This window comes from Sphingomonas sp. AP28 (assembly GCF_056680455.1).
The window spans coordinates 36,865-50,601 of sequence record NZ_CM155283.1 but is presented as its reverse complement, the minus strand read 5'-3'; the positions used below and the strand labels follow the sequence as shown (position 1 = coordinate 50,601).

The following is a 13,737-nucleotide window of genomic DNA, read 5'->3' as shown; positions in this document are numbered from 1 at the left end:
GCCGCGCAACCCACCTCGCGGGAGGCAGGGGTGAGAACCCTCTACCGGCCGAACCGATCGCGCATCACCATCGGGAATTACGCGGGTGCTGTCAGGGACGCCGTACGGACCAGCTTTTTGTTGACGAACTGCTGGATGCCCATGTCGCCTAGCTCGCGGCCATAACCCGAGTTCTTGATGCCGCCAAACGGCAGCTCGGCGTCGGACCAGTCGATGTTGTTGATGAACATCATGCCCGTATCGACCTGGCTCGCGACGCGCGCGCCCTTCGCAACGTCGCGCGTCCAGACAGATCCACCAAGGCCGAAGTCGGAATCGTTCGCGAGCGCGACTGCGGCCGCCTCGTCCTTCACCCGGTAGAACGACGCGACCGGACCAAAGAACTCATCGCGGAATGCAGGATTGCCCGGCGCGATATCGGTGAGGATGGTCGGCTGCATGAATGCGCCTGGGCGATCGATACGCTTGCCGCCCGTCACCACCGTGGCGCCGTTTGTAACCGCGGCGTTCACCTGCTCGACGAGCTGGAAGAGCGCCGCCTCGCTCGACAGCGGCCCAAGCGTCGTTGCGGCATCCATCGGATCGCCGGCTTCCAGCGTTTCGAGCGCCGCCTTGAACCTTTCGAGGAAAGCATCGGCGAGCGAATCCACGACGATGAACCGCTTGGCCGCGCAGCACGTCTGGCCGGTGTTGTACATCCGGCCCCAGACTGCCCACGGGATGGTGTGATCGAGATCGGCGTCATCGAGCACGATGAAGGCGTCGCTGCCACCCAGCTCCATCGAGGAGATCTTCAGGTTGCGCCCGGCGCGCGCTGCGATGCTCTGTCCTGCAGCGACGCTACCGGTCAGCGCGACACCCTTGATACGCGGATCGTCGATCACGCGATTGGATTGCTCATGGGTGATGAGCAGATTGGTATAGAGTCCGACCGGGGCACCTGCGTCGAGCAGCAGCTTCTCGAAGGCGATCGCGCACCCCGGCACGATCCCGGCGTGCTTTACGGCTAGCGTGTTGCCGGCCATCAGGTGTGGGCCAGCGATCCGGGCTAGCTGGTAATACGGAAAATTCCACGGTTCCACGCAGAAGATGACGCCGATCGGGCTGCTCTCCATGTGTGCCTCGCCGACGGTTGGATCGAGCTTCGTCGGTGCCAGGAAACGCTCGGCGTTCCTGGCGTAATAGCGCAGGATGCGCGCGCTGAACGCGACTTCGCCACGCGCTTCGCCGATCCGCTTGCCCATTTCGAGCGTCATGGTCCGCGCGAGGTCTTCGGCCCGTTCATCGAGGAGGTCAGCTGCGCGAGTGATGATTACGGCGCGCTCGGCATAGCTCGTGTGCCGCCAAGTCTCGAAGCAGGCTTGCGCAGCGGCCAGCTTCACTTCGAAATCGACGTCTGAAAGGTCGGTGAAGTTCTCGATCAGCGTACCGTTGAACGGATTGAGGCTCTGGTAGGTCATGACGTGTCCTTTCGGGATCCGGATCGTACGTATAGGTGTCGGTCAGGCTTCAATGATGACCTTGAGCGCCCGTGTTTCCGCGGCATTCCCGAAGGTCTCGTAGGCCTCCAGCATCTGGTCGAACTTGAAGCGGTGGGTGATCAGAAGGGTCGGATCGATCTTCTTCGACCCCACGATCTTCAGCAGCATCGGCGTGCTCGAAGTATCCACCAGCCGCGTTGTGATCGTAATGTTCCGATCCCACAGCGCCTCGAGATGGAGGGCGACCGGTTTGCCGTGGACGCCGACATTGGCGATGACCCCGCCGGGCGCGATGATCCGCTCGCACATCTCGAAGGTCGCAGGCACGCCGACCGCCTCGATAGCAGTATCGACGCCGCGATTGCCAGTCATCGCCATCACCTGCTCGACCGCCGTGCCGGTCCTGCTGTTGATGGTCGCGGTCGCGCCGAAGCGCCGGGCGATTTCAAGGCGGTTGTCGTCGAGATCGATCATGATAATCTCGGCCGGCGAATAGAATTGCGCGGTAAGGAGCGCGGCGAGACCGATCGGTCCCGATCCGATGATCGCAATTGTCGCACCGGGCTGCACTTTGCCGTTCAGGACGCCGCACTCGAAACCGGTCGGCAGGATGTCACTGAGCATGACAAGGGCTTCCTCGTCGGCACCATCGGGAATGGGGTAGAGGCTCGTGTCGGCATGCGGGGTGCGCACGAACTCCGCCTGCGTCCCATCGATCGTGTTGCCGAGAATCCAGCCACCGGTCGTGCAGTGGGAGAACATGCCCTTGCGGCAATAGTCGCACTTACCGCAGGCGCTGACGCACGAGATCAGAACTCGGTCTCCCGGTTTGAACGCGGCCACGGCAGTACCGACGGCATCGATGACGCCCACGCCTTCATGACCGAGGATACGACCCGGCGTACAGGTCGCGACGTCCCCCTTCAGGATATGCAGGTCCGTGCCGCAGATCGTCGTTCGGGTAATCCGGACGATGGCATCGGTCGGATCGCGAAGCTCCGGTTTGGCATGCTCCTCATACGCTTTAAGGCCTGGGCCCTTATAGACGAGAGCTTTCATGGACGAATCGCTTGCATCCGAGGTCACTCGCTGGCGTGGTTGTGCTGTCGAGCGGATCAGGGCTCGCGAGGAGCGCGGGATCTGGGACGCCTGCTTTAGGGATACCAAGGCCGGTCGGGGCAGCCTCGGGAACTACGCAAATTCTCGCATCAGGCCAGTCGCGCGGGATCGATGCGCAGCGCGATGACGACGCCTTCACTCGACCAGTCATACTCGATCGAGCCGCCAAGTTGGCCGGCCATGCTGCGCTTGATCAGGGTACTTCCAAATCCTCCGGTTCCATTGGGGGCGGTCACCTGCGGCCCGCCGCGCTCGGTCCACAGCAGAACGAAACCCTCGTCTTCGATACGCTGCGACAGATCGAGACTACCGTTTGCGGTAGAGAGCGCGCCGTATTTCAATGAATTGGTCGCAAGCTCGTGGATCACCAGCGCGAGCGTGGTCGCCGCGCGTTCGCCGACGCGCATCCGCGGCACGGCAACCCGCACCCGCCCACTGAAGGCGCCGTCGTCGTCATAGGGAGCGAGCAGAACGGATAGCAGATCGCCCAGCAAGGCGCCGGCTACGTCGCCACCCGGCACCGGTTGTGTCAGATCGTGGGCACGCCCCAGGGCGACCAGGCGTCGGGTCAGCGCCTTGGCCATCTCGGGCGCAGACGTGGAAGACCGGGCAGTGATCTCCGTAAGGCCGGACGCGATCGCTAGCAGATTCTTGACCCGGTGGCTCATCTCGCCGGCGAGCAGTTCCTGACTCTCTTCGGCCTGCTTACGACCGCTGACGTCAAGGAAGATGCCGAACATCACCCGGTCGACGATGCCGAGATCGTCGCCCTTGCCGCGTGCAGAGATCCAGCGGATCTCGTCCCCTATCATGATCCGGAAATCGATTTCGTAAGCACCGAGCACAGCACGGGTCGCGGCGAACGCGGCGCGTACGCGATCTCTGTCTCGGGGATGAATATGAGCCGAGAGATCCTCGAACGTGACGGCCCCGCCGGGCGTGACGCCCCAAAGTTCGAACGACCGATCGTCCATCTCGAACTGATCGTTGTCGACGTTCCAAGACCATAAGGCGACGCCTGCCGCCTCGCTGGCGAGCCTTAGCCGTTTGGCGCCCCAGAAGGAGGCGGCGCGATCTGCGAGATTCTCGGCGATACTCCTCCTGGTTGATGCAGGTTGTGTATCATATGGCGGCGTAAAGCACCCGTCGTCATGGCTTAGGCGCGCTATGATCGCGGTCACAGGGCACTGCCTCAGGCGTAGCGCGTTCAGGACCACCAACAGCGACGACAATGCCATGGCGGCACCAGCGAGTATCGGTGAGAGCAAAATACCGGTCTACGGATAGAGCGCACCCGCCGCGATCGATATGCCGAACGTGTTGACGAGGAACGAGAACAACAGATTCTGCCCGATGTTGTGCATCGCTTCGGGAATTACGCAGACGTCGATTTCAGCCGCGCAAACCATCGCGAAATTCGGCGAGACGTGTGCGATATCCATCGGCATCGCCATATTCGAGGAATTGGTAGTAGCGGTGTAGCGGGTCGTTCACACGCAAAGCGTGTTTAATCGGACACCAATATTGCTCGGTGCGACTGCTGACCTCACGTACGAACGCGATCAGCCCATTGGCGTAGGAGCAGAACATGCAATTCAGCGCCTCGACACGGTTCAGATAGGCAAGATGCCGGCGATCGAAGAGAATGAAGTCTTGTCGCCGAACGCGCTCGATACGGTAGGCACGAAAGCAGATGGCCTGGTAGAGACTGACCCACAGGTCGACGATCACCAGCGGCACGATCAACGAATAGATCACCGGGGCAGTCAGCCAGGAGACGAACTCGGACTCGGCAACAAAGCGCTTCGTGGAAACCCGGAGCTGGCGCTGTGTTTCAAGGACGCCCCGTTCGAAGCCGACGATCCGGCCAGCGATTTCGACGCCTAGCGCGCGCCGTCGGCTCTCGATTTCGCGATCCAGGTCGGCTTGAAGCCGAACAATCTCCATGGCCAGATCGTGCATGCGCTGGGTCATGTTACAACAAGGCTGAGCTCGACCTCTAAGGCACGCCCGGTGTTCCAGGCGTCCTGGCATTCAGTGCCTCGGTCGCAGAATGGCGGTATGATCCCGCTGAGTGGAACCGTCCCAGCTCCCGCACCGGCCCTCATGGTCCAGGGGGCGAAACGCGAGCGATTCAGCTTCGGGTAGGTTTCGCTGGCGAGATCGTCGTCACAAAGCCCGAGCGGGAACGGCAACCGGACCACGAGTTGGTCGATTACGACGTGCACGCCACGCACCCGGACAATCGCCCGCTCCACGGCATGCCTCTGAAGGGAGCTCTCGACGCAGCCAGCGACAGTGACGATCCCGCGGTCGGCGATCACGTCGATGTAGGCAACGTTGATGCTGGGCTCCCAGATAATCTCGGTAAGGACGGATCGCCGTAGCGCACGGTCCTTGAGCATTACATTCTCCTGATTTCGGAATCACGGGCCGCGCAAGCACGCGCTTCTTCGTAGCTGCGGTGGAAATACGAGATAGGCTCGGAAACTACGGTGATGCAGAACGCCCAAGGCCCGACGCGTATGTCCGGGCACATCGGCCGCATTATCAGGCCGTTGTCCCGATAACGCGACCGATGCCCGCAGTCGCGGCCATCGCGAACGCGCCCCAGAAGGTAACCCTTACCACGCCTCGCCAAACGCTGGCGTTGCCGGTTTGCGCACCTAGAGCCCCTAGGATAGCGAGGAACGCCAGCGATGAGACCGACACCGCTGGAATAAGAAGCTCGATCGGCGCCATGAGCACGGTGAGCAGCGGCATGAACGCGCCGACCGTGAAGCTGGCAGCAGACGCGAACGCCGCTTGGACGGGCCGGGCGCGAGCCCCGACGGAAATGTCCAGTTCGTCGCGCGCATGCGCCCCGAGCGCGTCCCGCGCCATCAATTGCGTCGCTACCGATAGTGCGGTTTCGTCATCCACACCCCGCGACGTATAAATCCCAGCGAGCTCGGCGAGTTCGCCAATCGGATCGTTTTCCAGTTCACGCCGTTCGAGCGCGATATCGGCCTTCTCGGTATCCGCCTGCGCGCTGACCGAGACATACTCGCCTGCAGCCATCGACATCGCACCCGCCACCAGGCCAGCGGTTCCCGCGACGACAATAGCCGATACCCCTGCGCCGCTCACTTGCGACGAAGCCGCCGCCACGCCGATGATCAAGCTCGCGGTAGACACGATCCCATCATTGGCACCCAGCACCGCCGCGCGCAGCCAACCAATGCGGTCTACGACATGCTGCTCGCAGTGGGAGGGCCGCGGTCCGGCTCTCGCTAGGCGACTATCCGATAGCGACGGTGTCGCGATCACACGACCTCGAGGAGGTTCTCGACCTTCACTGCGCCAGGCGCTGCCCATGCGGTTTTCTCTGCAACTCTTCGATCGTGGAGCGTATCGACCGACCCCGTCAGGCGGACGATGCCGCCCTCGACCGAGACTTTGATCGTGTCGCCATCGAAGAACCACGAACGGTGGAGCGCCCTGCGGATGTCGTTACCGACGTCTACGACATTGACTCGCGGCGTCACAGTCACGTGATTGATTACGCCGATCACGCCGGCGAGCGTTCGTACCGCGGTTTCCGCGGCCTCCTTTTCGAAATGCCAGCGTACCTCGCCGCGCAGGCTCACCCAGCCGTCCTCAACCTGCGCCTTTACCGCGTCTTTCGGGATGGTCGTGTCCCAGGAGAAGCGCGCGAGGATGGCGCCGGCGATCGCATCGTCACCACGTTTGAAGCGGTCTTCCAGCTGGACATCGAGTTCCTCCGCGATTGCTTTGGTGCCCTCGACGCGGGCTGCGGCACGTTCGGCAGCGTATTTCGCGGCATAGCTTCCGACATGGCCGGTCAGCGTGACAACACCGCCGCTTGCCGTGACGCCGATCTGGGCAGCCGGGACGCTGGGATCCCAGTTCAATTCGGCAAGAACCGCCTTTTGCAGCTTGATATCGTCCAGCATGAAATTCTCCATGGAAAGCCGACCCGAAGCATGCCGACCAGTGATGGTCAGGGATACGCCGTACCGCCGGGGCCGACAGCATCGGGAAGTACGCAGGTCGATCGGCTAAAGATCGCGGCCCGACGCTGAGGGATGCGTAGTTTCCGATCCTGCCCCGCCTGCCTGAAATCCCGCAAGGCGACGGATGAAGTGATCGCGAATGCAGCGACACGGGAGATCAGGCGTGACCTACTCGACCTTGATGGTGCATCTCGATGGCGCGCGACCGAACGCAGCCGTGCTGGACGCCACGGCAACGCTTGCAAAGCAGTACGAGGCGCAAGTGATCGGGATCGCTGCATGTGAACCCGTCCAGCTCGGCGCCTCCGACGGATATATGGACGGCGCGTTCGCGGCGATCGAGCGCGACATCGTCACCGACGAATTGGCGCGTGCCGAGGTCGAATTCCACGAGCATGGAGCGTTACGATCCTATGCCCTAGAATGGCGATCGATCCCGACGCTGGAGAACGTCGCGCATACCATTGCGACGCAAGTACGCTGCGCCGACCTGCTCATCACCGGCATAGGACCGGTGCCGGGTGAACTTGCGACGCATGCCGACACCGGCGACCTCATCTTGCGCGCTGGTCGGCCGGTATTGGTTGTTCCGGACGCCAACGTGACTGCAGATTTCCGGAATATCGTCGTAGCCTGGACCGACACGCGCGAATGCCGTCGCGCGATCATGGACGGGTTGCCCATGCTCCAGAGCGCCGACCGCGTGACGCTGATCGAAGCCAGCAGCGATCCCCTCGGCGCGCAAGAGGGCATCGAGGACATTACGCGATGGCTCGACCGGCATGGCGTCGGCGCTGACCGCATTGTGTCGCGGATGAGAGGTTCGGGCGTGCAGACGCTGTCGACGATTGCGGCCGAAGTCGAGGCGGATCTGGTCGTAGCCGGCGCCTACGGTCATAGCCGTATTCGGGAATGGGCGTTCGGTGGCGTCACGCGCGACCTGTTGCTGCACGAGCGGCGCTGTACCTTGTTGTCGCACTGAGCCCGCCATCATGTATGCGATGATCCTGAAGGCGATCGGTCACCCGCTCGAATGGAGCAAGCTGCCGGATCGCCAGCCAGGACCGGGACAAATCAGGCTCAAGGTGTTGGCCTGTGGCGTCTGCCGCACCGATCTCCATGTGGTCGATGGCGAGCTCGCAGCACCACAGGTGCCGATCATACCCGGTCACGAGATCGTCGGGCGCATCGACGCGCTGGGCGCTGGCGTCGATGGACTCCGGATCGGCGGACGCGTCGGTGTACCCTGGCTGGGCTACACCTGTGGCGTCTGTCCCTATTGCCGGATGCAGGCTGAGAATCTTTGCGATCGCCCGCTTTTCACTGGCTATACGCGCGATGGCGGCTTTGCGACCGCGGTGGTGGCAGACGCTCGGTACGCCTTCCCGCTCGGCGAAGACGGCGACGATGCGGCTCTTGCCCCCTTACTGTGCGCTGGTTTGATCGGCTGGCGATCGCTCGGTAAAACTGGAGAGGCGAAGCGCCTAGGCCTTTATGGCTTCGGTGCCTCCGCCCACATCGTCGCGCAGGTCGCGGCTTGGCAGGGCCGATCGATTTACGCGTTCACGAAACCGGGTGACACGAAGACACAGGCGTTTGCGCGATCCCTCGGCGCCGTCTGGGCTGGCGGGTCCGACGAGATGCCGCCGGAGCTACTCGACGCCGCCATCCTGTTCGCCACCGTCGGCGATCTGGTGCCCCTCGCGCTGAAGGCTGTCCGCAAGGGCGGCAAGGTCGTGTGCGCTGGCATTCACATGAGCGATATCCCGAGCTTCCCGTACAGCCAGCTCTGGGAGGAGCGCGAGCTTCTCTCCGTCGCCAACCTGACGCGTCAGGACGGCCTAGATTTCCTGAAGCTAGCCCCGGAGATCGGGATCGTGACCACGATCCACCGCTACCCGCTCGAGCGCGCGAACGAGGCACTCGATGATCTACGTGCGGGCCGCTTCGACGGTGCAGCCGTTCTCATTCCCTGATTATGAAAGGCCCGTCGGGCGACCAAGCGGTGCGCTCGAAGGCGTAGTTTCCGAGTGTAGCGGCCGGAAAGGTTCACGCGCTACCCAGCGACGCCAACGACGCTCCCGACCGCACCGTCTTTTTCACGGCTGTTCTGCGTGGCTGACACCCACTCTTGGGTCATTTCACCAAGGATCCATACATGCCAAGCCACGACCCTATAGGAGCCCGTATCGGCACGCCGAAGCAAGAAACGGTTACCGATGGACCGCCTGTCCAGCTCAGGCCGCTGTTCCTGCTGGCCTGGGCGCTGTGCGCTGTCTTCTATTTCTTCCAGTACGCCGTCCGTTCGGCGCCGGGCGTCATGCAGCACGAACTCTCCGCCGCATGGGGCGGCAATCACATCGGCGGGATGATCTCGGCCTATTACGTCGCCTATGCGCTGATGGCGCTGATCGCCGGCGTCCTTCTCGATCGATACGGGCCGCAACGCACGATACCTTACGGCATCGCCGTCGTCGGTCTGGGGTGCCTCGTGTTCGCCCAGGGCAGCGAAGCGGCCGGCATGGCTGGTTTCGTCCTCCAGGCTATGGGTGCGATTTTCGCCTTTATCGGGGCATCCTACGTGGCGGCCCGGTATCTGCCGTCACGGATGCTCGCGTTGTTTATCGGTCTGACGCAGTGCCTCGGAATGGCCGGTGCCGCGTTCGGGTCGAAACCGGTCCACATGCTGATCGATCCGGCTGGAAGCCTTCATCTGTCGTGGCAGTATGTCTGGATCGGCTTCGCCGTCGTCGGCTTCGTGCTGGCTGTCGCCACCTGGATCGTCATGCCGCGCGACAGCGGTGACAGTGCGTCCCATCATGGCCCGCTTTCTGCCGCCAGCCTTGTCCAACCCTTCAAGACGGTCCTCGCCAACCCGCAAAGCTGGCTTGCCGGGGTGATCGGAGGGTTGCTCTTCTTACCTACCACGATCGGCGCGCTGGTCTGGGCGACGTCGTTCCTCAACGGCGGAAAGGATCTGTCGATGGCCGCTGCCGCCACGGAAGCCTCGATGGTGCCGATCGGCTGGGTGATCGGATGTCCGTTGCTCGGCTTCGTAGCCGACCGGCTTGGCCGTCGCAAACCCGTGCTGATCGCCGGTGCAGTGGTGATGCTGGCGGCCGGCCTGACCGCGATCTACGTGCCGCACGGCCTGCTTCCGCCCTACAGCGTTGCGCTTGTGCTCGGCATCGCATCGGGGGCTGCGATGATCCCCTTCTCGATGATGAAGGAGACCAACCCATCTGCAGTCAAGGGCACCGCTGCCGGTGTAATGAACTTCCTTGTCTTCCTGACCAGTGGCATCGTCTCCCCCTTCATCTCCCGGCTGATGGTCCCGCAGGGCAAGCCGCTCACGTTGCCGGAGTTTCAGAACGGGTTCCTGCCGCTGGTCGCGGGCGTCGTCGTGGCGATCGGCCTCAGCCTGTTCTTGAAGGAGACGGGCCATGCGCGCGTTGCAGATCGCCCATCACGCGCCACTCCGCCTTCCCCGATACTCGCCGCGACTTGAACCGCCTTCCGGCGTCCAAGCCTCGGTATTCGCACTCACCCGAAAGCATGCTCAATGATCGTCACCGTCTTCAGCACCAAATCCTATGATCGCACCTTCATGGAAGAGGCCGCAGGCTCCCTTCATACCCTGAAGTTCGTGGAGGACCGGCTGACGGCCGCGAGCGCGGCCCTGGCGAAGGGTTCGACGTCGGTGTGCGCGTTCGTCAACGATCAGGTCGATGCTGCCGTTCTCCAGGTCTTCAAGAATATCGGGGTTGAAATCGTCGCGCTCCGATCGGCGGGGTTCAACAATGTCGACATGGCCGCCGCCAAGCGTCTCGGCATCGCCGTCGCCCGTGTGCCGGCCTACTCGCCGGAGGCAGTCTCCGAGCACGCGGTTGCGCTCATCCTATCGCTCGATCGCAATATCCACCGGGCCTATGCCCGGGTGCGCGAGGGCAACTTCGCGCTCGAGGGACTTCTAGGCTTCAATCTGCACGGCCGGACGGTCGGCATTGTCGGGACCGGGCGGGTAGGCGCAGGCGTCGCCCGGATAATGCTCGGGTTCGGGTGCAGAGTGATCGCCTATGACGTCGTACCGAATGTCGCCTGCGCCGCGCTCGGCGTTACCTACACGACGCTCGAAACCTTGCTGGCTGAGGCGGACATCATCTCGCTCCACTGCCCGCTGACCGATGCGACACGTCATCTGATCGATGCGACCGCAATCGATCGCATGAAGCACGGCGTGATGCTCATAAACACGAGCCGGGGCGGCATGATCGACACCGCAGCGGTGATCCAAGGTTTAAAGAGCGGCAAGATCGGTCATCTTGGTCTCGACGTCTATGAGGAAGAGGAAGAGCTGTTCTTCGAGGATCTGTCGAGCGAAGTCATCCAGGACGATGCCTTCGAGCGGCTGCTAATGTTCTCGAACGTGCTCGTCACCGGCCACCAGGGCTTTTTCACACACGAAGCGCTGTCCGCGATCGCCGAGACGACGATGGCCAATCTATCGTCGTTTGAGGCGGTCGGGCATGCCACCAATCAGCTTGCCGGATAGTCCTAACGGGTTTGTGACGGGCGGCCGGCGATGTGTAAAACCACAATATCGTCATGCCGAGCAATCGCCCACATTCCCTTTAACAACTAGGGATGACGATCATGCACACGGCAATCCAGACCTTCTTCAAGCCGATCATCACGAATCCGCGCGTTTCAGCCGGAGGCGGTGTTCTTTCGCTGCTGATCGCTGGCGAGATTGCAATGACGCTTCTCAGGCCATTGACCTGATCTTGCGTCATACTGGCTTGCCAAGCGTTGATCCGTCATGGGTTGCCGACTGTTCGGGAATTTACCCGGCCGGAGGCAAGCTGTTAGATGATCAATTTTCTTACCCCCAGACAATCTGCACCACCTTCGTGAACGAGGGACTATTCCGTGGCGATCGGTCGGACGCTGATGCCGTCGCGCGCAGGAATGCGGTCGTGGCCGAAGAGCTTAGTCTGCTGATCGATGGGGCGACGGGCTACGCGATCTATATGCTGGATGCCAAGGGTCGCGTGACCATCTGGAACCGCGGCGCCGAACGGATGAAAGGTTGGACCGAGGCGGAAGTCATCGGTGCCGATGTCGCCATCTTCTACACACCCGACGACGTGGCGGCCGGCAAACCGGCCGATGATCTCGCTCGTGCGGCCACTCTCGGCCGCCTCGAGGAGGATAGCTGGCGTCTTCGCAAAGACGGTTCGGAGTTTCTTGCTGGCGTAACGATCACCGCCCTGCGCGATGACGCCGGCGAACTGCGCGGCTTCGGCAAGGTCATCCGTGACGTCACCGACCAGAAGGCGTCAGAAGCTGCACTTGTCCGGCGCGAGCATCACTTGCGCTCAATTCTTGCGACTGTACCCGACGCGATGATTGTGATGAACGAATGCGGTATCGTATCGTCGTTCAGCACCACCGCCGAGCAATTGTTCGGATACGCGAAGGCAGATGTCATCGGCCAGAATGTTAGCATGCTCATGCCGCCCGCCGACCGGAGCGAGCATGATGGCCACTTACGGACCTATCTGGAGACCGGCGTTCCCCACAATATCGGCAATGTCCGCGTCGCGACCGCGCAGCGCGCCAACGGCGAAACCTTCCCGATCGAGCTGGCGGTCGGCGAGGCATCGATCGGTGGCGAGAGGATCTTCACCGGCTTCGTGCGCGATTTGACCAACCGGCATCAAACGGCGCGTCGGATGAAGGAGCTGCAATCCGAGCTGGTCCATGTTTCCCGCGTCAGTGCGATGGGAACGATGGCCGCCACGCTCGCGCATGAGATCAACCAGCCCCTGACCGCGATCGCTGCCTATCTCGAGACTACACGCGCTATGATCGGAGAGACCGAGGACGGCCTGCTCGGCGAGATCGCCGAGGCTCTGGAGCTTGCAGCTGCCCAATCGCTTCGCGCCGGCACGATCGTGCGACGGCTGCGCGCGTTCGTCGATGGTGGCGACACCGGCTTCAAGGCCGAACGGCTCGACACGATTGTCGAGGAAGCCACCAGCCTTGGCCTGCTCGGCGCGCATGAGGCGGGGGTCAGCGTAACGATGACCATCGCCGCGGGGCTCGAGACGGTGCTGGTCGACCGCGTCCAGATCCAGCAGGTGCTGGTCAATCTCATCCGCAACGCGATCCAGTCGATGGCGTCTTCGCCTTGCAAGGAGCTGACGATCGCGACCGCGCCCGATCGCGATGGCTGGGTGCGCGTCACCGTCGCCGATACCGGCACAGGCCTGTCCCCAGACATTCGCGATCGCCTGTTCGAAGCGTTCGCAACTACAAAGGAGGACGGCATGGGCCTTGGCCTTTCGATCTGCCGCACGATCGTCGAGGCACATGGCGGCCGGATCTGGGCAGAGGCCGGCGCCACATCGGGGACGGCCTTCCATTTCTGCGTGCCCTTGGCAGGAGCCGAAGATGTCTGAATCCACACGCACCGTCCACATCGTCGACGATGACGAGGCGATCCGGCAATCGGTAGGCTTTATGCTCCGCAAGGCCGGCCATAGCGTCGAAACCTATGCGTCAGGCGTGCAGTTCCTGAAAACCGCCACGCGCGAGACGCACGGTTGCGTGCTGCTCGACGTCCGGATGCCCGAAATCGACGGGCTGGAGGTGCAGGCGCGGCTTGCCGAACAGGGTATCATGCTCCCGATCATCATGCTGACCGGCCACGGCGACGTGACGCTCGCGGTGCGCGCGGTAAAAGCCGGGGCGATCGAGTTCCTGGAGAAGCCGTTCGAGCGGACCGCGTTGCTGGCGGCGATCGACGAAGCGTTAAGCCAAGCCGGTCGAAACGATCGCAGCCAGCTCGCTGCAGCGGAAGCTTCGGTCCGCCTCGCGGCGCTAACGGCGCGCGAGCGTGACGTACTCGACGGCATGGTCTTGGGACGGCCCAACAAGCTGATTGCCTTCGACCTCAGTATCGCGACGCGGACCGTCGAGGTTCACCGTGCCAACCTGATGGAGAAGCTGGCCGCGCGTAGTCTGTCCGATGTCCTGCGGATCGCGTTCGCGGCAGGGCTTGGCGAAGCACATCCCGGCTAACTGCCGGCCCCCTCCCCCTCGCCTTCTACGTACAG

14 protein-coding genes and 1 pseudogene are annotated in these 13,737 nt (G+C 62.7%); 7 read left to right on the top strand and 8 right to left on the bottom strand.

Annotation, left to right across the window (positions count from 1 at the left end; genetic code table 11):
- Window positions 1-77: 77 nt before the first annotated feature.
- From AC1MH0_RS00245 to AC1MH0_RS00210, 8 genes and pseudogenes are all read right to left on the bottom strand, one after another.
- A complete protein-coding gene (locus tag AC1MH0_RS00245) occupies window positions 78-1,460 on the bottom strand; it encodes an NAD-dependent succinate-semialdehyde dehydrogenase (RefSeq protein WP_480964155.1) in 1,383 nt (460 codons plus the stop codon).
- A 42-nt stretch (window positions 1,461-1,502) separates the two neighbouring features.
- Window positions 1,503-2,540, bottom strand: coding sequence for a zinc-dependent alcohol dehydrogenase family protein (locus tag AC1MH0_RS00240; RefSeq protein WP_480964154.1), 1,038 nt, complete (start codon window positions 2,538-2,540; stop codon window positions 1,503-1,505).
- A gap of 149 nt (window positions 2,541-2,689) precedes the next feature.
- A complete protein-coding gene (locus AC1MH0_RS00235) occupies window positions 2,690-3,781 on the bottom strand; it encodes a sensor histidine kinase (RefSeq protein ID WP_480965794.1) in 1,092 nt (363 codons plus the stop codon).
- A gap of 6 nt (window positions 3,782-3,787) precedes the next feature.
- Window positions 3,788-3,964, bottom strand: a pseudogene (locus AC1MH0_RS00230) (nickel transporter); the annotation flags it as partial.
- Window positions 3,965-3,992: 28 nt separating this feature from the next.
- On the bottom strand, window positions 3,993-4,562 hold the full coding sequence (locus AC1MH0_RS00225; protein ID WP_480964153.1) for a hypothetical protein: 570 nt from the start codon (window positions 4,560-4,562) through the stop codon (window positions 3,993-3,995).
- Window positions 4,563-4,570: 8 nt separating this feature from the next.
- Complete coding sequence (locus AC1MH0_RS00220; RefSeq protein WP_480964152.1) at window positions 4,571-5,005, bottom strand: BON domain-containing protein; 435 nt, start codon at window positions 5,003-5,005, stop codon at window positions 4,571-4,573.
- A gap of 145 nt (window positions 5,006-5,150) precedes the next feature.
- Window positions 5,151-5,906, bottom strand: a complete 756-nt coding sequence (locus AC1MH0_RS00215; RefSeq protein ID WP_480965793.1) for a VIT1/CCC1 transporter family protein — start codon at window positions 5,904-5,906, stop codon at window positions 5,151-5,153.
- Complete coding sequence (locus AC1MH0_RS00210) at window positions 5,906-6,556, bottom strand: BON domain-containing protein (protein ID WP_480964151.1); 651 nt, start codon at window positions 6,554-6,556, stop codon at window positions 5,906-5,908. The genes AC1MH0_RS00215 and AC1MH0_RS00210 overlap by 1 nt, the downstream gene beginning before the upstream one ends.
- Window positions 6,557-6,779: 223 nt before the next feature.
- Here AC1MH0_RS00210 and AC1MH0_RS00205 point away from each other — a divergent pair, with 223 nt between their 5' ends.
- From AC1MH0_RS00205 to AC1MH0_RS00175, 7 genes are all read left to right on the top strand, one after another.
- Window positions 6,780-7,598 (top strand): universal stress protein, encoded by an 819-nt coding sequence (locus tag AC1MH0_RS00205; protein ID WP_480964150.1) that lies wholly within the window; start codon window positions 6,780-6,782, stop codon window positions 7,596-7,598.
- 10 nt (window positions 7,599-7,608) lie between these two features.
- Entirely contained in the window at window positions 7,609-8,592 is a 984-nt protein-coding gene (locus tag AC1MH0_RS00200; RefSeq protein ID WP_480964149.1) for a zinc-dependent alcohol dehydrogenase family protein, read from the top strand.
- Window positions 8,593-8,774: 182 nt separating this feature from the next.
- Window positions 8,775-10,124 (top strand): MFS transporter, encoded by a 1,350-nt coding sequence (locus tag AC1MH0_RS00195; protein WP_480964148.1) that lies wholly within the window; start codon window positions 8,775-8,777, stop codon window positions 10,122-10,124.
- A 54-nt stretch (window positions 10,125-10,178) separates the two neighbouring features.
- On the top strand, window positions 10,179-11,168 hold the full coding sequence (locus tag AC1MH0_RS00190; RefSeq protein ID WP_480964147.1) for a 2-hydroxyacid dehydrogenase: 990 nt from the start codon (window positions 10,179-10,181) through the stop codon (window positions 11,166-11,168).
- A gap of 101 nt (window positions 11,169-11,269) precedes the next feature.
- Window positions 11,270-11,398 (top strand): hypothetical protein, encoded by a 129-nt coding sequence (locus tag AC1MH0_RS00185; RefSeq protein WP_480964146.1) that lies wholly within the window; start codon window positions 11,270-11,272, stop codon window positions 11,396-11,398.
- Between the two features lie 194 nt (window positions 11,399-11,592).
- A complete protein-coding gene (locus AC1MH0_RS00180; protein ID WP_480964145.1) occupies window positions 11,593-13,080 on the top strand; it encodes a PAS domain-containing sensor histidine kinase in 1,488 nt (495 codons plus the stop codon).
- Window positions 13,073-13,702 carry a response regulator transcription factor gene (locus tag AC1MH0_RS00175; RefSeq protein WP_480964144.1) on the top strand — a complete coding sequence of 210 codons (630 nt, stop codon included), beginning with the start codon at window positions 13,073-13,075 and terminating at the stop codon, window positions 13,700-13,702. Before AC1MH0_RS00180 ends, AC1MH0_RS00175 begins: the two co-directional genes overlap by 8 nt.
- Window positions 13,703-13,737 lie beyond the last annotated feature (35 nt).